Here is an 18,627-nt window from a genome sequence, read left to right as displayed (position 1 = left end):
TTGCTGTCTGCCGAGCTTTCCATGCCTGACCTGCTAGACCGCTACCCGCTCACGGCGGGCACTTATCACGAACTGCTCGACGGCAGTGGAGCGGTGCGCCCGCATTGGCAGCGGCTGTTCGATCAGTTGCAGCGCAGCAGCCCGGCGCAACTGCTGCAGCGGCAAGCGTTGCTGGCGCGGCAGATTCAGGAAAACGGCGTTACCTATAACGTCTATGCCGACCCCAAAGGCGCGGATCGGCCGTGGGAACTGGATCTGCTGCCCCATGTGATTGCGGCGGATGAATGGCAGCAGTTGTCGGCGGGGATCGCTCAGCGGGCGCGTCTGCTCAATGCTGTGCTGGCGGATCTTTATGGCCCACAAAAGCTGATCAGTGAGGGGTTGCTGCCGGCGGAACTGGTCTTCGGCCACAACAATTTTCTCTGGCCGTGTCAGGGCATTGCGCCACCGGAAGGGGCTTTCCTGCATCTCTACGCGGTGGATCTGGCGCGCACGCCGGACGGCCGCTGGTGGGTCACGGCTGATCGTACTCAGGCGCCATCGGGTGCCGGTTATGCGCTGGAAAACCGCACTATCGTTTCCCGTGCCTTCCCCGAGTTGTACCGCGACCTGAAGGTGCAACATCTGGCCGGTTTTTTTCGTACCTTGCAGGAAACCATGGCCCGTCAGGCGCCCTGCGACGATGACGCGCCGCTGATCGTGTTGCTGACGCCGGGGCGCTTCAACGAAAGCTATTTCGAACATTTGTACCTGGCTCGCCAGCTCGGTTATCCACTGGTCGAGGGCGGCGACCTGACCGTGCGCGATGCCACGGTCTACCTGAAAACCCTCAGCGGCCTGCGTCGGGTACACGCGATCATGCGCCGGCTCGACGACGATTTCTGCGACCCGCTGGAGTTGCGCACGGACTCGGCACTCGGCGTGCCCGGATTGCTTGAAGCCGTGCGTCAGGGCCGTGTGCTGGTGACCAACGCATTGGGTAGCGGCGTGCTGGAATCGCCGGGGTTGCTGGGGTTTCTGCCGAAGATCAATCAATACCTGTTCGGCGAAGAACTGATCCTGCCATCGATTGCCACGTGGTGGTGCGGCGAGGCGCCGGTGTTGGCGCAGGCGTTGGAGAAACTTCCGGAACTGTTGATCAAACCGGCATTCCCCTCGCAAACCTTCGCACCCGTGTTTGGTCGTGATCTGAGTGAAAAACAGCGTCAGGCGCTGTCCGAGCGCATGCAGGCGCGCCCTTACGCCTACGTCGCGCAAGAATTGGCTCAACTGTCCCACGCGCCTATCTGGCAGGCTGAGAACGGTCAGTTGCAACCCCGGGCGATCGGCATGCGCATGTACGCCGTGGCCAGTCGCGACGGTTATCGCGTGCTGCCCGGTGGCCTGACCCGCGTGGCCGCCGAGGCCGATGCCGAAGTGGTGTCGATGCAGCGCGGCGGCGCGAGCAAGGACACCTGGGTGCTGGGCGAACGACCGCCGAGCGGTGAGCAGTGGAAAACTCAGCGCAATGTCGGCGTGCACGATCTCGTCCGCCGCGATCCCTATTTGCCGTCGCGGGTGGTGGAAAATCTGTTCTGGTTTGGCCGTTATTGCGAACGCTGTGATGACAGTGCGCGCTTGCTGCGCATCATGCTCGCGCGGTATGTCGACGGCGATGACCCGCAAGCGTTGCAGGCTGCGGTCGATCTGGGTGAACGGCTGGCGCTGTTGCCGGATGAAGGTGAATTGCCTGAACGCCTTTTGGCGGCATTGCTCGGCGAAGATTGGTCATTCAGCCTGCGCTCCAACCTGCAACGCTTGCAGTGGGCGGCTTCGCAGGTGCGCGGCAAACTTTCGCGGGAGAACTGGCAGGCGCTGGTCGAGTTGCAGAGCGAAGCGATGGAGCTGGATACCGACGAGCCGGACTTCGGCGAGTTGCTGGATTTTCTCAACCGACTGGTGATGTCGCTGGCGGCGCTGTCTGGGTTTGCCCTCGACGACATGACCCGCGATGAGGGTTGGCGATTTCTGATGATTGGCCGGCGCATCGAACGTCTGCAATTTCTCAGCAGCAGTCTCGCGGCATTTTTGCGCGGCGCCGGCGCTTTCGATCAGTCGGGGCTGGAATGGCTGCTGGAACTGGGTAACAGCAGCATCACCTATCGCTCACGGTATCTGGCGGTGGCGCAATTGATCCCGGTGCTGGATCTGTTGCTGCTGGATGAGCAGAACCCGCACGCGGTGTTGTTCCAGCTGAAACTGGTGACGCGCACGTTGAAACGCCTGAACGAGGATTTTGGTGCGCCGCGGGAGGCAGGGTTGCCGCAATTGGTCGAGCGGCTGGCGCGTTTCGATCTGGGCTGTCTGGAACATCCGCTGTTCGGTGACACCAGCGTGCGCGCCGCGCTCAATGGCCTCGCGGATCTGCTGCAAGAGATTGCCGAGGCCAGCGGGCAAGTGTCGGATCGTCTGGCGCTGCGCCATTTCGCTCACGTCGATGATGTCAGCCAACGCACGGTGTCCGTCTGATGAGCGCGCATTACCAGATCCTCCACGACACCTGTTACCACTACGACAGCCCGGTGTCGCTGGCGCAGCAATTGGCACATCTATGGCCACGCGATTGTGCCTGGCAGCGCTGCACCGAACAAAAATTGCTGATCAGTCCGGAGCCGACGGCGCGCCGCGATGAACTGGATGTGTTCGGTAATCCGCTGACGCGACTGGCGTTCGAGCGCCCGCATGATGAATTGCAGGTCAACGCGCGGCTGACGGTGGAAGTGCTGGCGCGGCCGGTGCTGGATTTTAAACAGTCGCCGGCGTGGGAGCAGACCCGCGATGCTTTGACGTACAGCAGCCTGCCGTTGTCCGCGGAGATACTTGAGGCGTGTCGCTATCGGTTTCAGTCACCGTATGTGCATTTGAAACGCAGCTTCGTCGAGTTCTCGCAAAGCTGCTTTGCGCCGGGGCAGCCATTGATGCTCGGTGTGCAGGCGTTGATGCAGAAGATTTTCAGCGAGTTCACCTTCGATGCCGAGGCGACTCAGGTGGCGACGCCGCTGGTGGAAGTGCTGGAGCGCCGGCGCGGGGTATGTCAGGACTTCGCGCACTTGATGCTGGCGTGTGTGCGCTCGCGAGGCTTGGCGGCGCGTTATGTCAGTGGTTATCTGCTGACTCAGCCGCCACCGGGGCAGCCACGCTTGATCGGCGCCGATGCCTCGCATGCGTGGGTGTCGGTGTTTTGCCCGGTGCTGGGCTGGGTGGATTTCGATCCGACCAATAACGTGCAGCCGGCGCTGGAGCACATCACTTTGGCGTGGGGCAGGGACTTCTCAGATGTTTCGCCGCTACGCGGGGTAATCCTCGGCGGCGGCAACCACGACCCGGAAGTCCGCGTCACCGTAATGCCACTGGATTAACGCAGATCAAACTGTAGGAGTGAGCCTGCTCGCGATAGCGGTGTGTCAGCAGCAAATATTTCAACTGGCACACCGCTATCGCGAGCAGGCTCACTCCTACAAGGGGAATTGGGGTGTTTCGGCAAGTGGGGCTGTGAGGGCCGGCAGTGAAACCGCCAGCCCCGTCACAAATCCGCAGGGTCTGATTCGATCATCAAACCCGGTGGGGTTCAGGCGTCAGGCGCCTGATCTTTCGGTGCTTCGGTTGCGTCAACATCATCTTCTGTTGCCACTTCACCCTCAGGGTTCAGTGCTGCTTCTTCAGCGGTTTGCTTCTTGCGCTGAAGCTTTTCCTCTTTCTTCTGTTCCTTTGCCAAGTCGCGTTGACGTTTGGCGAAGGAGTAATTGGGTTTGGCCATGGGCGTTCCTCTAGGTCGAAGGTGAGGTTGAGCGGCGCGTATTCTGCCCTGTATCGACGTCCGAGGGTTAACCGGGTTTTTGATCGACCCACTTTGGCGTGACGGTCGGCTTCCAGTTATCCAGGGCATCGAGCAGCGTTTGCGGCGATTCGCTCACTTGCAGCATGTCACGGTGTGGCGCGCGAACGAAGCCTTCGCCGACGATGTGGTCAAGAAAAGCAGTGAGTTTGCTGTAAAAACCGTTCACTTCGAGCAGACCCAGCGGTTTGCCGTGATAGCCGAGCTGGCCCCAGGTCCAGACTTCAAACAATTCTTCCAGCGTGCCGAGGCCGCCGGGCAGGGCGATGAACGCATCACTGAGCTCCGCCATCCGCGCCTTGCGCGCGTGCATGCCGTCGACCACTTCTAGGCGCGTCAGACTTTTGTGACCGATTTCCTTGTCCATCAGGCTCTGCGGAATGATGCCGATCACTTCGCCACCAGCGGCCAGTGCGGCGTCGGCGACAATCCCCATCAAACCCACGGCGCCACCGCCGTAAACCAGCGTCAGTTTACGCTCGGCGAGGGCTCTGCCTAATGCAACGGCCGCTTCGGTGTAAGCCGGATCAGTACCGGCGTTGGCACCGCAAAATACACAAACGGATTTCAGAGACATGCTTTTCTCCTGGGTCAATCCGACACAGGGTAATGGCTGGCACGCCTTGATCCAAGGGCTAAACTTCGCGTTCCGGTGTTTCAAAGGTACCGCTGGCGCCACAGGCGTAGGCGGCGAGCAAACTGCACAACAGACCGTTAAAGAACATGACAGGCACTCCGTTTCAGTAGATGCGCCGATCATAGGGCGGGGCGGGAATTCCGGCCGTTAGATTGTGTCGATGAGTGTCATAGCCTGAAAGTTGTATACAATTTTTGACGCAAGTCATAGGAACTTGCGAAGATTTCAGGCAGTCTTTCCACCATTAGTGTTTTTGTTAACCCTGCCTTGGAGATTCACCATGTTTTCCAAAGTTGTTGCGGTATCCCTGCTGGCGCTGGCCAGCAGCCAATTGATGGCTGCCGAGTGCAAAACCACCGTTGACTCCACCGATCAGATGTCCTTCAACACCAAGGAAATCGTGATCGACAAGAGCTGCAAAACCTTCACCGTCGAACTGACCCACTCCGGCAGCCTGCCGAAGAACGTCATGGGCCATAACCTGGTGATCAGCAAAGAAGCTGACATGCAGCCAATCGCCACCGACGGCCTGGCCGCCGGCATCGACAAGAACTACCTGAAAGACGGCGACGCCCGCGTAATCGCCCACACCAAAATCATCGGCGCCAAAGAAACCGACTCGCTGACCTTCGACGTATCGAAGCTGGACGCCGCTGAAAAATACGGCTTCTTCTGCTCGTTCCCAGGCCACATCTCGATGATGAAAGGCACTGTGACGCTGAAATAATCAGACGCTGAAGCTTTAAAAAAACGCCGCTGCGAGGTTATCGCAGCGGCGTTTTTTTGTGTCCGTTATCCATTGGTCGGGAAAGAGCGCTCACCTGTAAATTCTGACAGTAGACGCAATTGTCGATCCGGCATCTGATGGCTGGGCGCCCGCAAAACAGTGTGCGCCCACCGCTCGAAAAAGGAATTTTCACATGACCGATCAAGAGAAGCTAAGCGGACAACCTACGTCGAAATCAACGCTCGATGGAATGGTCGCGGATAGCCAGACCCAAATCGTGAGCGTAGAAAACAGTGAAGGACAGTTGATTGCCAATGGGGGCGAGAGCAAGGATCCGAACCTGAACATAAAAGGCGTTGCGCAACCAGGTCAAAAGGCCGAGCTGTATGACTCAACCGCGTTAGCGGCTGCTCCCGGGATAGTCGATAGCAACGGTCGCTTTGCGTTCTCTGTGCAAAATCAGCGGCAGGGCTATCACTACTATGTGGTGATGACAGCTGACAAACATAGATCTGAGCCTTGGAAGATTTTCGTCGACACGCCTGTTCGTTCAGAAATCACCAACATCAAGGATTCCAGCGGGGATATCGAAAACGGTGGGAGCACTGTGCATAGCGATTTGTTTTTTGTCGGCAAGGGGGAGCGCGAGCAGGCTGTAGATTTACTGGACCATGGGGCGGTGATTGCGACTATGAAAGTCGATACCGGCAATAACTGGAGCTTGAAGCGCGCAGGTATTTTGGCCGGCTCGCACGAGTTTACTGTTCGTGGCGCAGATGGCGTGCCTTCAGAGCCTTGGCGAATTCTGGTCAGAAAGCCGAAATAAGATAGCGTGAATATGCGCTCAATGTGGGAGCTGCCGAAGGCTGCGATTTTGATCTGTTTTTGAAGATCAAGATCAACAGATCGCAGCCTCGTTTCACTCGACAGCTCCTACAGGCTCCGTCGCGACTTATGGGGCGAATGGCATCACACGTTTGTGATGGGTTTTGTTGTAGGTGTCGACGATGATTTTGAAGGCTTCCTCGCGCACCGGCTCGCCGTGCAGAAACGCATCGATTTCGGCATACGTCACGCCATGCGACGCTTCGTCCGGTTTGCCCGGCGACAAATCTTCCAGATCCGCCGTCGGCACTTTCTCGACCAGCGATTCCGGCGCGCCGAAGCTGCGGGCGATCGCGCGCACCTGATTTTTCACCAGACCGCTCAGCGGTGCCAGATCGCAGGCGCCGTCGCCGAATTTGGTGAAGAAGCCCATCACCGCTTCCGCCGCGTGGTCGGTGCCGATCACCAGACCGTGCGCTGCGCCAGCGATGGTGTATTGGGCGACCATGCGCATCCGCGCCTTGGTGTTGCCGAGCACGAAGTCCACCGACACCGCGTGTTTGCCTTCGAACGCGGCGACTTCGCTGGCCAGCGACTTCACGGCCGGGCCGATGTTGACGGTGTGGCGTTCGTCCGGGGCGATGAAATCCACCGAGGCCTGGGCGTCGTGTTCGTCAAACTGGGTTTCGTACGGCAGGCGCACGGCGATGAATTTGTAGCTGTTGTCGCCGGTCTGGTCGCGCAGCTCACGCATCGCGCGCTGGGCCAAGAGGCCTGCGGTCAGCGAATCGACGCCACCGCTGATGCCGAGCACCAGCGTCTTGAGCCCGGAATTGACCAGACAATCCTGAATAAAGGCGATGCGCCGGGCGACTTCGGCCTGCAGGGCTTTGTAGTCAGCGAACGGCGGTTGCACTTTGAGCTGTTCAGCAATCTCACGCTGTACGGCTTGCATGAATTCACTCCTTGCTAGATGAACTGGAATCGGCAGGAACCTGGAACACGTGTCGCAAGTAGGCGACGAAATTCGGGTCTTTGCAGTGGGACTTGCCTGGCTCGTCGGAGATCTTCGCCACCGGTTGGCCGTTGCAGGCAGTCATTTTAAGCACGATGCTCATCGGTTCGACACCCGGAATGTCGCAGGTGAGGTTGGTGCCGATGCCGAAGCTGACGTTGATCCGACCGTGCAGCGCGCGGAAGATCTCCAGCGACTTGGGCAGGGTCAGGCTGTCGGAGAACACCAGCGTCTTGCTCATCGGGTCGATGCCGAGCTTGTGGTAATGCGCGATGCATTTTTCGCCCCACACCACAGGATCCCCGGAGTCGTGGCGCAGGCCATCGAACAGCTTGGCGAAAAACAGATCGAAATCGCCGAGAAAGGCATCGGTGGTAATGCAGTCGGTGAGGGCGATGCCCAGCAAACCCCGGTACTCACGCACCCAACAGTCGAGCGCGGCGATCTGGCTGTCGATCAACCGTGGGCCGAGTTGCTGGTGGGCCATGATCCATTCGTGGGCCATGGTGCCCAGTGGTTTCATGTCGAGTTCGCGCGACAGGTGCACATTGCTGGTGCCGACGAAACGCCCGGGGAAATCGTGCTTGAGCACGTTCACCACTTCTTCCTGCACGCGGTATGAAAACCGGCGGCGGGTGCCGAAATCGGCTACTTGCAGTTGCGACAATTCGTCGGCCGAGGCGTTGGCGGTCAGCCAGTCGAATTTGCGGTAGAGCTGCTCGCGCGCCTGTTCGAGCACGGTTTCGCGGTAGCGATAGCGGTTACGCACTTCGCTGACGATCGCCAGCAGCGGCACTTCGTAGAGGATCACATGCAGCCACGGCCCGCGCAGGCGGATGAACAGCTCGCCGTTCTCGATGCCGGTGTGCACGTAGCGCAGGTTGAAGCGGAACAGACCGAGGAATCGCAGAAAATCCGGTTTCAGGAAAGAGATACGCTCAAGGAAATTCAGTTGATCGGCGCTCAGGCTCAGTTCGGCCAGACGCTCGATCTGATAGCGGATCTCGGCCAGGTACGGGCGTAGATCCTCACTGTTGCGGCAACGGAATTCCCATTCGACTTCAACGTTGGGGTAGTTGTGCAGCACCGCCTGCATCATCGTCAGTTTGTAGAAGTCGGTGTCGAGCAGGTTCTGCACGATGCGATCGGCAAACACACTCTCGCTCATAAACGGTCTCCAGGTGCGCCGCGCTGTGGCGCGGTAAAAATCAATGGCGCTAGTGGCGCATATCAGTGGTGGGGATTGCCAGCAATTTCTGAAAACGCATCAGATCCTTGTGGGAGCGGGCTTGCTCGCGAAGGCGTTCTGTCAGTCGATTCAAATGTCGCTGAAACACTGCTTTCGCGAGCAAGCCCGCTCCCACAGGGATTGTGGATAACTCTGCATTGGGCGTCAGGTCAGGGATTGTCGATCTGTTCGAGCATCCATTTGACGAAATCCCGCACCTTGGGCACTTCCGCCGCATGTTCCGGGTACGCGAGGTAATAGGCGTCAGTACTCGGCATCGCATGCTGCCAGGGAATGACCAGTTTGCCGTCGGCCAATTCCTCTTCCACCAGAAACCTTGGCAACAGCGCCACACCACATCCCACTTGCGCGGCACGAATGCACATATAAAAGGTTTCAAAACGTGGCCCGTGATAGCTGTGTTCGGTCTGGTAGCCCTGACTGTCGAACCAGTCGTGCCACGCCTGTGGGCGCGAGGCGTTTTGCAGCAAGACCAGATCGGTGAGTTGCGTCGGATCACTGAACGGTTTCTCCGGCAGACTGCTCGGCGCGCACACCGGCACCAGTTCTTCGCTGAACAACTTCAGGCACTCAGTGCCCGGTCGCGAGCCTTGACCGTAATAGAAAGCCAGATCACTGCGCCCTTGCAGCAAATCATCGGCCTCTTGCTCGTTGCACAAATCCAGATGAATTGACGGATGGCGCAAACGCCAGCCTTTCAGGCGTGGCACCAACCAACGCGCGCCGAAGGTCGACGGGGTCGATACGCGTAAGACTTCGGTCTCGCCGCCGTAGGAACGCAGGTAATGCGTCGACATCTCCACTTGCGTGAGAATTTTTCGTACTTCCACCAAGTACAAATCCCCGGCCGGGGTCATCTGCAAACGTCGGCGCACGCGGAGGAACAACAAGTGTTGTAACAATTCCTCAAGCTGCGCGACCTGCTTGCTCACCGCACTCTGGGTCAGGTTCAGTTCCTCGGCGGCGCGGGTGAAGCTCAGGTGCCGGGTCACGGCCTCGAAGCATTGCAGGGCGGTGATCGAGGGCAAGTGGCGTTTGTTCAGCATGGCCGATCCTTTTCTTGTCTTTCTATGCTCAGCATGAATAAACGGAATGATATCTCGCGTAAAGGTCGTTTGTTGCCTCGCCATTGTGAAGCTACAACTAATGGCCTGCCCGGTCGTGAAATGGCGACCGCACACATTCAGTTTTTTGCTTGAGGAGTGACCCATGGTTGCCGCATTGCTTGATCGTCTTGGTGTGAACCCGGCCCTTTATCAGAACGGCAAAGTGCCGGTGCACTCGCCGATCGATGGCAGTCGCATCGCCGCCGTGAACTGGGAAGGCCCGGCCGAAGTCGAGCAGCACATCAGTCGCGCAGATCATGCGTTCGAGCAATGGCGCAAGATTCCGGCCCCGCGTCGCGGCGAGCTGGTGCGTCAATTCGGCGAGGTGTTGCGTGAATACAAGGCTGACCTCGGCGAACTGGTTTCGTGGGAGGCGGGCAAGATCACTCAGGAAGGTTTGGGTGAAGTGCAGGAGATGATCGACATCTGCGATTTCGCCGTCGGCCTGTCCCGTCAGTTGTACGGTTTGACCATCGCTTCCGAGCGTCCGGGCCACCACATGCGTGAAACCTGGCATCCGCTGGGCGTGGTCGGTGTGATCAGCGCGTTCAACTTCCCGGTGGCGGTGTGGGCGTGGAACACCACGCTGGCGCTGGTCTGCGGCAACCCGGTGGTGTGGAAGCCGTCGGAGAAAACCCCGCTGACCGCACTGGCCTGCCAAGCGCTGTTCGACCGTGTGGTGAAGAATTTTACCGATGCACCGGCGAATCTTTGCCAAGTGATCATCGGTGGTCGCGATGCTGGCGAAGCGTTGGTCGATGACCCGCGTGTCGCCCTGATCAGCGCCACCGGCAGCACGCGCATGGGCCGCGAAGTGGCGCCGAAAGTCGCCGCGCGTTTTGCCCGCAGCATTCTGGAGTTGGGCGGCAACAACGCGATGATCCTTGGCCCAAGCGCCGATCTCGACATGGCGGTGCGCGCGATTCTGTTCAGCGCCGTCGGTACCGCCGGCCAGCGTTGCACCACGCTGCGTCGCTTGATCGCCCATGAGTCGGTCAAAGAAGAAATGGTCACCCGCCTGAAAGCCGCGTACTCGAAAGTGCGCATCGGCCATCCGCTGGAAGGCAATCTGGTCGGCCCGCTGATCGACAAGCACAGCTTCGAAAACATGCAGGACGCGCTGGAGCAGGCGTTGAGCGAGGGCGGTCGGGTGTTTGGCGGCAAGCGCCAATTGGAAGATCAGTTCCCGAATGCTTACTACGTGTCGCCGGCGATTGTTGAAATGCCGGAGCAGAGCGATGTGGTGTGCAGCGAAACCTTCGCGCCGATTCTGTACGTGGTTGGTTACAAAGATTTCCAGGAAGCACTGCGCCTGAACAACGCGGTGCCGCAAGGGTTGTCGTCGTGCATCTTTACTACTGACGTGCGCGAGGCTGAGCAATTCATGTCGGCGGTGGGCAGTGATTGCGGGATCGCCAACGTCAACATCGGCCCGAGCGGTGCGGAGATTGGTGGTGCGTTTGGTGGTGAGAAGGAGACCGGCGGTGGTCGTGAATCGGGTTCGGATGCCTGGCGCGGGTACATGCGCCGCCAGACCAACACCGTGAACTACTCGCTGGAGTTGCCGCTGGCGCAGGGCATTACGTTCGACTGAGGATGGAGGAAAAGCTGAAAAGATCGCAGCCTTCGGCAGCTCCTACATAGGTGGCGCCAGGCTGCGGTTTTGTAGGAGCTGCCGAAGGCTGCGATCTTTTGGCGGCCCCACAAGCGCATTTGGTTAGGTTTCTGTTGGAGTCTGGCAATGCCATTACGCGAAGAATGTCTGTGGGAAAAACTCACGCCGCAAAGGCCGGATAACTCCGCGCTCAAGGGTGAAGTCAAAGTCGATGTCTGCGTGATCGGCGCCGGGTTTACCGGGTTGTCGGCGGCGCTGCATCTGTTGGAACAGGGCAAAAGCGTCTGCGTGCTGGAAGCGCATCGCGCTGGCCACGGCGGTTCCGGGCGCAACGTCGGATTGGTCAACGCCGGCATGTGGATTCCACCGGACGAGATCGAAGCCGGTTTCGGTGAAGCGGTCGGCAGTCAGCTCAATCGCATGCTCGGGGCCGCGCCCGCGCTGGTGTTCAGCCTTGTGGACAAGTACAACATCGATTGCCAGTTGCGCCGCGAAGGCACGCTGCACATGGCGCATAACGCCAAGGGCGAGGCCGATCTGCGCAGTCGCGAGCAACAATGGAAACGTCGCGGCGCACCGGTCGAGCTACTCACCGGCAAGGCATGCGAACAAGCCACCGGGACGCAAAAAATCGCCGCCGCACTGCTCGATCGTCGCGCCGGCACGCTCAATCCGATGGCTTATGTCACCGGGCTGGCGAACGCGGTGCTCGGCCTCGGCGGGCAGATGTTCGACCATTCACCGGTCACTCGACTCGAGCGTCAGGGCGCGAAATGGTCGGTGCAAACCGAGCACGGTTCGGTACTCGCCGAACAAGTGGTCATCGCTTCCAACGCCTACACCGAGGGCGACTGGACGGAACTCAAACGCAATTTCTTCCCCGGTTATTACTATCAGGTCGCTTCGGTGCCGCTGACCGAAGACGCTGCGCAGGAGATTCTTCCGGGTGGGCAAGGCTCGTGGGATACCCGCCAGGTGTTGAGCAGCATCCGCCGCGATAAAGAAGGGCGGTTATTGCTCGGCAGCCTCGGCAACGGTAATCAAAAACCGGCCTGGTTTCTCAAGGCTTGGGCTGATCGGGTGCAGCAGCATTACTTCCCGCAACTGAAACCCGTCGAATGGGAATGCACCTGGACCGGGCGCATCGCGTTCACGCCCGATCACCTGATGCGTCTGTTTGAGCCGGCACCGGGTCTGGTCGCTGTCACGGGCTATAACGGCCGTGGCGTCACCACTGGCACGGTGGTCGGCAAAGCCTTCGCCGATTACTTGTGCAACGGCAATGCCGAGGCCTTGCCAATACCCTTTGCACCGATGCAGCCCTTGGCGGGCGTGGGCTTGCGCAGCTGCCTGTACGAGGCCGGATTCTCGCTGTATCACGCGGGCCAGTGCCTGCGCATCGTGATTTGAGTGTTGAATTATGTTGCCGGAAGCGGCGCTTTTCGATGCAGCGACTAGCCTGTAATGGTGCGGGTTGTAGCAGTCCCGCACCAGCAGTGTGCAGTTCGGTGACGCGGGCTGTTACAGGCTGGTTGCACGTCGTTTGGTGCCGCGGTTGCAATGATGGCGCACGCGGGTTGCGCCTGAAAAAATAAATGGTTTCACCTTCCGCGGTTTAGACGGTTGCACGCCCAATGAAAATGGGAACGAAACAGTCGAAATAACAACAATGCAGCGACTTTTTGAAGAATAAAAAACCGATGGCACGGCCCTTGCTCTGCGCATTCAGTGAAGTGAAGTCGCAGTGCCAACTAAAAAAAACCTTGGAGCACCACCTCATGTCCCAGACGTTTTACAAGAAAGGCTTTCTGGCCCTCGCAGTGGCTACTGCGTTGGGTGTTTCTGCGTTTGCTCAGGCTGATATCAAAATCGGTGTAGCGGGTCCAATGACGGGCGCCAACGCGGCATTTGGCGAGCAGTACATGAAGGGTGCACAAGCGGCGGCCGACTCGGTCAACGCGGCAGGCGGCGTCAACGGGGAAAAAATCGTTCTGGTCAAAGGCGATGACGCCTGCGAACCGAAACAAGCGGTAACGGTCGCCAAGGATCTGGTCAATCAGAAAGTCGCTGGCGTGGTCGGCCACTTCTGCTCGTCTTCCACCATTCCAGCCTCGGAAATCTACGACGAAGCCGGCGTAATCGCGATCACCCCGGGTTCCACCAACCCGCAAGTGACCGAGCGCGGCCTCAGCGCCATGTTCCGTATGTGCGGGCGTGACGACCAGCAAGGTATCGTTGCCGGCGACTACATTGTCGACGTGCTCAAGGGTAAAAAAGTCGTTGTATTGCACGACAAAGACACCTACGGCCAAGGCCTGGCGGATGCCACCAAGGCACAACTGGTCAAGCGTGGCGTGACGCCAGTGTTGTATGAAGGGCTGACCCGTGGCGAAAAAGACTTCAGCACCATCGTCACCAAAATCCGTGGCGCTGGCGCCGATGTCGTCTACTTCGGTGGTCTGCACCCGGAAGCCGTTCCGCTGGTTCGTCAACTGCGTGAGCAAGGCCTGAAAGACGTCAAGTTCATGTCCGATGACGGCATTGTGACCGATGAACTGGTAACCACCGCGGGTGGCCCGCAATTCGTGGATGGCGTGCTGATGACCTTCGGTGCCGACCCACGCATGCTGCCAGAGAGCAAGGCAGTGGTAGACGCGTTCCGCAAGGCCGGCACCGAGCCTGAGGGCTACACCCTGTACGCCTACGCTTCGGTACAAACCCTGGCCGCAGCCTTCAACGGCGCCAAGTCCAACAAGGGCGAAGAAGCGGCTGCCTGGCTGAAGAAAAACCCGGTGAAAACCGTCATGGGCGAAAAAGCCTGGGACTCGAAGGGTGACCTGAAAGTCTCCGACTACGTGGTTTACCAGTGGGACAAGGACGGCAAATATCACCAGCTGGAAAAACAGAAGTAAGGGCTGACGCGATTAACTGAACGCCACAAACCCCTGTGGGAGCGGGCTTGCTCGCGAATGCGGGGTGTCAGTCACCATCAACGGTAGCTGATACACCGCATTCGCGAGCAAGCCCGCTCCCACAGGAGGTGGTGGAGATAGGTGGATCGCGCTCTGACATTGCTCCGACGTAAATCTGTATTTTCCCTAGAAGAGCCGCACGTCCACAGGCGTGCAGGTTCTCACTGCGTGAGATTGCGTTATGGATGGTATTTTCCTGCAGCAACTGGTCAACGGTCTGACCCTCGGGTCGGTCTATGGCCTGATCGCCATCGGCTACACAATGGTCTACGGCATCATCGGCATGATCAACTTCGCCCACGGCGAGGTTTACATGATTTCTGCTTACCTGGCGGCAATCAGTCTGGCTCTGCTGGCTTACTTCGGTATCGAATCTTTCCCGCTGCTGATGCTCGGCACACTGATCTTCACCATCGTCGTCACGGCGGTGTATGGCTGGGTCATTGAACGAGTCGCTTACAAACCCCTGCGCAACTCCACCCGACTGGCACCGCTGATCAGCGCCATCGGTATCTCCCTGATTCTGCAAAACTACGCACAGATCGCTCAAGGCGCGAAACAACAAGGCGTGCCAACCTTGCTGACTGGCGCGTGGCGTGTCGACATCGGCACCGGTTTCGTGCAACTGACTTACACCAAAGTCTTCATTCTGGTGGCCGCGTTTGTCGGCATGGGCGTACTGACCTACATCATCAAGTACACCAAGCTCGGGCGCATGTGCCGTGCCACTCAGCAAGACCGCAAAATGGCCTCGATTCTGGGGATCAACACCGACCGCGTGATCTCTTACGTGTTCATCATCGGTGCCGCCATGGCGGCGTTGGCCGGCGTGCTGATCACCATGAACTACGGCACGTTCGACTTCTATGCCGGCTTCATCATCGGCATCAAGGCATTCACTGCTGCGGTGCTCGGCGGTATCGGCTCTCTGCCCGGTGCGATGCTCGGCGGGATCATTCTCGGGATTTCCGAGTCGCTGTTCTCCGGCCTGGTCAACTCCGACTACAAAGACGTGTTCAGCTTCTCGCTGCTCGTACTTGTTCTGGTCTTCCGGCCGCAGGGCCTGTTGGGCCGTCCTCTTGTGTCGAAGGTGTAAGCGATGTCTTCAACCACCAAAAAAACCATCGATATCAAAAAAAGTCTGGTTGAGGCGATTCTTGCCGGCCTGATTGCCCTGATCGTATTCGGGCCGATTGTCGGCGTCGTCCTCGACGGTTACAGCTTCAACCTCGAATCGACCCGTGTGGCGTGGATCATTGGCGTTGTCATGATCGGCCGGTTTGCCCTCAGCCTGTTCTTGCAAACCCCCAAAGGCCTGAAAATTCTCGACAGCTTCGAGAGCACCGGGTCGGGTGTGCATGTGCTGCCGGCCGATCACAAATCGAGCCTGCGCTGGATCATCCCGCTGCTGATTGTGCTGGCTGTCATCGTGCCGTTTGTTTCCAACTCCTATTTGCTGGGCGTGGTCATCCTCGGGTTGATCTACGTGCTGCTGGGGTTGGGGCTGAACATCGTGGTCGGTCTGGCCGGTCTGCTCGACCTCGGTTACGTGGCGTTTTATGCCATCGGCGCCTACGGTCTGGCGCTCGGTTATCAGTACCTCGGTCTGGGCTTCTGGACGGTGCTGCCGCTGGCAGCGATCACCGCTGGCCTTGCCGGCTGCATCCTCGGTTTTCCGGTGCTGCGCCTGCACGGCGACTATCTGGCGATCGTGACCCTGGGCTTCGGTGAAATCATTCGCCTGATCCTCAACAACTGGTTGTCGCTGACTGGCGGCCCGAACGGCATGCCGGCGCCACTGCCGACGTTCTTCGGTCTGGAGTTCGGCAAACGGGCGAAGGATGGCGGGGTGCCGTTCCATGAGTTCTTCGGCATCGCCTACAACCCGGACGTGAAGTACTACTTCATATACGCGGTGTTGTTCCTCGTGGTATTGGCTGTGCTGTACATCAAACACCGTTTGGTGAAGATGCCGGTCGGCCGTGCTTGGGAAGCCTTGCGTGAAGACGAAATCGCCTGCCGTTCGATGGGCCTCAACCACGTGCTGGTCAAGCTTTCCGCGTTCACCATTGGCGCGTCGACGGCAGGTCTGGCCGGTGTGTTTTTCGCCACCTATCAAGGTTTCGTTAACCCGACCTCGTTCACTTTCTTCGAATCGGCGTTGATCCTGGCCATCGTCGTCCTCGGCGGCATGGGCTCGACCATCGGCGTGGTGATTGCAGCCTTCGTGCTGACCGTCGCCCCGGAACTGCTGCGCGGCTTCGCTGAATATCGCGTGCTGCTGTTCGGCATCCTGATGGTGTTAATGATGATCTGGCGACCACGTGGGCTGATCCGCATCAGCCGTACCGGGGTCACTCCACGCAAAGGTGCCATTCACTATGAGAGGACTGCGCCATGAGTGAAGTCGTACTCTCTGTTGAAAAACTGATGATGCATTTCGGTGGCATCAAGGCCTTGAGTGATGTCAGCCTGAAGGTCAAACGCAACTCGATCTTCGCCTTGATCGGCCCTAACGGCGCTGGCAAAACCACTGTGTTCAACTGCCTGACCGGTTTCTACAAAGCCTCCGGCGGCAAGATCGAGCTCAACGTGCGCGGCCAGCAGACCAACGTCATCCAGTTGTTGGGCGAGTCGTTCAAAGCGTCGGATTTCGTTTCGCCGAAATCCTTCCTCAGTCGCATGTACTACAAGATGTTCGGCGGCACGCACCTGGTGAACCGTGCGGGGCTGGCGCGGACATTTCAGAACATTCGTCTGTTCAAGGAAATGTCGGTGCTGGAAAACCTGCTGGTGGCCCAACACATGTGGGTCAACCGCAACATGCTCGCCGGCATTCTTAACACCAAGGGCTACCGCAAGGCTGAAAGCGACGCGCTGGACGTTGCCTTCTACTGGCTGGAAGTGGTCGACCTGGTCGACTGCGCCAACCGTCTCGCCGGTGAACTTTCCTACGGCCAACAACGCCGTCTGGAGATCGCCCGGGCCATGTGCACGCGGCCGCAGATCATCTGCCTCGACGAACCGGCCGCCGGCCTCAACCCACAGGAAACCGAGGCGCTGAGCGCGATGATCCGGCTGCTGCGCGACGAGCACGATCTGACCGTGGTGCTGATCGAACACGACATGGGCATGGTAATGAGCATTTCTGACCACATCGTGGTGCTGGATCACGGCATCGTCATCGCCGAAGGCGGGCCTGAAGCGATTCGAAATGATCCGAAAGTGATTGCGGCGTATCTCGGCGCTGACGAAGAGGAACTGGTATGACGCAACCGATCCTCGAACTCAAAAACCTCGACGTGTTCTACGGACCGATCCAGGCGCTCAAAGGTGTTTCGCTGCAGATCAACGAGGGGGAAACCGTCAGCCTGATCGGCTCCAACGGTGCCGGCAAGTCGACATTGCTGATGTCGATCTTCGGCCAGCCGCGTGCGGCTGGCGGGCAGATCATTTATCAAGGCGTCGACATCACCCAGAAGTCCTCGCACTACATCGCTTCCAATGGCATCGCGCAGTCACCGGAAGGACGGCGGGTGTTCCCTGACATGACCGTCGAGGAAAACCTGTTGATGGGCACCATCCCGATTGGCGACAAGTACGCCAAAGAGGACATGCAGCGCATGTTCGCGCTGTTCCCGCGACTGGAAGAGCGGCGGACGCAGCGGGCGATGACCATGTCCGGTGGTGAGCAACAGATGCTCGCGATTGCCCGGGCGTTGATGAGCCGACCGAAGTTGTTACTGCTCGATGAACCCAGCCTGGGCCTGGCGCCGATCGTGGTGAAGCAGATTTTTGCGACCCTGCGGGAATTGGCGAAAACCGGGATGACGATTTTCCTGGTCGAGCAGAACGCCAACCATGCGCTGAAGCTGTCGGATCGGGCGTATGTGATGGTCAACGGCGAGATTCGCCTGACCGGTACCGGTAAAGAGTTGCTGGTGAATGAGGAGGTGCGTAACGCCTATCTGGGCGGACACTGATTCTTCGCACGTTATACACAGCCCCGGCGACGCAAGTCCCGGGGCTTTTTTATTTCAAATCCAACACAAATCCCCTGTGGGAGCGGGCTTGCTCGCGAATGCGCTGTGTCATTCAACATGGGGTTTTCTGACTCGCCCCCTTCGCGAGCAAGCCCGCTCCCACAGTTAACCTGTGGCAGATTTCAGAATTGTGGAAAACAAATCCGGCAAGCTACCAAAGCGCGACATAAAGACGCTGCAAATGGCTGTTTTTCCACAGTTTTGACTTGTCCCCGTTTGCTGTGGAGCTGGCTGTGAATAACGTGGGTGTATCTGGCTGCAGGCCTTGTAATCCGTGCCTTGCAAAGGTGTGGTTGTTTTTTGATCAGACGCTTTTGCCTGAGCGAGAGGCGCCAATGTCAACCTTTTTATAAGGCTGATAACGCAGTCGATATGCAGTGCGCCTGCCTGTGGATAAGTCTGTGATTAAACTCTGGAAAGACCTCGCTAAGCAGCGTAATTGCTGGCCTCGCGCAATCACTGTGTCGACCGCTTGGTCGTGCAAAATGCCCTGTCCCGCACATCTGCCGCTTCAGGGTCAAGCAAAAAACTTTCTGTTTCCCCCGCAAAGCCTTGTGCGGCGCG

General features: G+C 58.7%; 16 protein-coding genes. 11 read left to right on the top strand and 5 right to left on the bottom strand.

The features are described from left to right. The first annotated feature begins 21 nt into the window (after positions 1-21). Together ACZZ0D_RS21355 and ACZZ0D_RS21350 are read left to right on the top strand one after the other, a co-directional pair. Complete coding sequence (locus ACZZ0D_RS21355) at positions 22-2,508, top strand: circularly permuted type 2 ATP-grasp protein (RefSeq protein ID WP_463554227.1); 2,487 nt, start codon at positions 22-24, stop codon at positions 2,506-2,508. After that, positions 2,508-3,398, top strand: a complete 891-nt coding sequence (locus tag ACZZ0D_RS21350) for a transglutaminase family protein (protein WP_463554226.1) — start codon at positions 2,508-2,510, stop codon at positions 3,396-3,398. The genes ACZZ0D_RS21355 and ACZZ0D_RS21350 overlap by 1 nt, the downstream gene beginning before the upstream one ends. A gap of 209 nt (positions 3,399-3,607) precedes the next feature. Here the strand turns inward: ACZZ0D_RS21350 and ACZZ0D_RS21345 are convergent, their stop codons facing one another. Both ACZZ0D_RS21345 and ACZZ0D_RS21340 read right to left on the bottom strand, forming a co-directional pair. Next, the gene (locus ACZZ0D_RS21345) at positions 3,608-3,796 is read right to left on the bottom strand and encodes a hypothetical protein (RefSeq protein WP_158836123.1); all 189 of its coding nucleotides are present in this window, start codon (positions 3,794-3,796) and stop codon (positions 3,608-3,610) included. A gap of 67 nt (positions 3,797-3,863) precedes the next feature. Beyond that, complete coding sequence (locus tag ACZZ0D_RS21340; RefSeq protein ID WP_053116783.1) at positions 3,864-4,451, bottom strand: LOG family protein; 588 nt, start codon at positions 4,449-4,451, stop codon at positions 3,864-3,866. Between the two features lie 340 nt (positions 4,452-4,791). On the opposite strand from ACZZ0D_RS21340, the gene azu reads away from it, so the two are divergent. Both azu and ACZZ0D_RS21330 read left to right on the top strand, forming a co-directional pair. After that, entirely contained in the window at positions 4,792-5,238 is a 447-nt protein-coding gene (gene azu, locus ACZZ0D_RS21335; RefSeq protein WP_053116784.1) for an azurin, read from the top strand. Between the two features lie 193 nt (positions 5,239-5,431). Further along, positions 5,432-6,064, top strand: coding sequence for a hypothetical protein (locus ACZZ0D_RS21330; protein ID WP_463554225.1), 633 nt, complete (start codon positions 5,432-5,434; stop codon positions 6,062-6,064). A gap of 126 nt (positions 6,065-6,190) precedes the next feature. Here the strand turns inward: ACZZ0D_RS21330 and nadE are convergent, their stop codons facing one another. The 3 genes from nadE to ACZZ0D_RS21315 all read right to left on the bottom strand — a co-directional run bounded on the left by nadE (position 6,191) and on the right by ACZZ0D_RS21315 (position 9,373). Then, a complete protein-coding gene (gene nadE / locus ACZZ0D_RS21325; RefSeq protein WP_053116786.1) occupies positions 6,191-7,018 on the bottom strand; it encodes an ammonia-dependent NAD(+) synthetase in 828 nt (275 codons plus the stop codon). Between the two features lie 4 nt (positions 7,019-7,022). After that, positions 7,023-8,246: a nicotinate phosphoribosyltransferase gene (pncB, locus tag ACZZ0D_RS21320; RefSeq protein WP_053116787.1), complete on the bottom strand. Its 1,224-nt coding sequence runs from the start codon at positions 8,244-8,246 to the stop codon at positions 7,023-7,025. A 230-nt stretch (positions 8,247-8,476) separates the two neighbouring features. After that, positions 8,477-9,373: a LysR family transcriptional regulator gene (locus tag ACZZ0D_RS21315; protein WP_463554224.1), complete on the bottom strand. Its 897-nt coding sequence runs from the start codon at positions 9,371-9,373 to the stop codon at positions 8,477-8,479. A 163-nt stretch (positions 9,374-9,536) separates the two neighbouring features. On the opposite strand from ACZZ0D_RS21315, the gene amaB reads away from it, so the two are divergent. The 7 genes from amaB (at position 9,537) to ACZZ0D_RS21280 (ending at position 18,003) form a co-directional block, all read left to right on the top strand. Continuing rightward, positions 9,537-11,027 (top strand): L-piperidine-6-carboxylate dehydrogenase, encoded by a 1,491-nt coding sequence (amaB, locus tag ACZZ0D_RS21310; protein ID WP_463554223.1) that lies wholly within the window; start codon positions 9,537-9,539, stop codon positions 11,025-11,027. A 147-nt stretch (positions 11,028-11,174) separates the two neighbouring features. Continuing rightward, positions 11,175-12,458, top strand: a complete 1,284-nt coding sequence (gene amaA / locus ACZZ0D_RS21305) for an L-pipecolate oxidase (RefSeq protein ID WP_400750793.1) — start codon at positions 11,175-11,177, stop codon at positions 12,456-12,458. A 368-nt stretch (positions 12,459-12,826) separates the two neighbouring features. Next, the gene (locus ACZZ0D_RS21300; RefSeq protein WP_463554222.1) at positions 12,827-13,960 is read left to right on the top strand and encodes an ABC transporter substrate-binding protein; all 1,134 of its coding nucleotides are present in this window, start codon (positions 12,827-12,829) and stop codon (positions 13,958-13,960) included. 241 nt (positions 13,961-14,201) lie between these two features. Beyond that, on the top strand, positions 14,202-15,116 hold the full coding sequence (locus ACZZ0D_RS21295) for an ABC transporter permease subunit (RefSeq protein WP_053116796.1): 915 nt from the start codon (positions 14,202-14,204) through the stop codon (positions 15,114-15,116). A 3-nt stretch (positions 15,117-15,119) separates the two neighbouring features. Further along, on the top strand, positions 15,120-16,421 hold the full coding sequence (livM, locus tag ACZZ0D_RS21290) for a high-affinity branched-chain amino acid ABC transporter permease LivM (protein WP_159815837.1): 1,302 nt from the start codon (positions 15,120-15,122) through the stop codon (positions 16,419-16,421). Beyond that, complete coding sequence (locus ACZZ0D_RS21285) at positions 16,418-17,290, top strand: ABC transporter ATP-binding protein (protein WP_053116798.1); 873 nt, start codon at positions 16,418-16,420, stop codon at positions 17,288-17,290. The genes livM and ACZZ0D_RS21285 overlap by 4 nt, the downstream gene beginning before the upstream one ends. After that, the gene (locus ACZZ0D_RS21280; protein ID WP_053116799.1) at positions 17,287-18,003 is read left to right on the top strand and encodes an ABC transporter ATP-binding protein; all 717 of its coding nucleotides are present in this window, start codon (positions 17,287-17,289) and stop codon (positions 18,001-18,003) included. Before ACZZ0D_RS21285 ends, ACZZ0D_RS21280 begins: the two co-directional genes overlap by 4 nt. Positions 18,004-18,627: the final 624 nt, after the last annotated feature.

It is taken from the genome of Pseudomonas sp. AC193 (genome assembly GCF_979258075.1).
The sequence above is the reverse complement of the archived record's forward strand: the minus strand, read 5'-3'. Positions and strand labels throughout refer to the sequence as shown.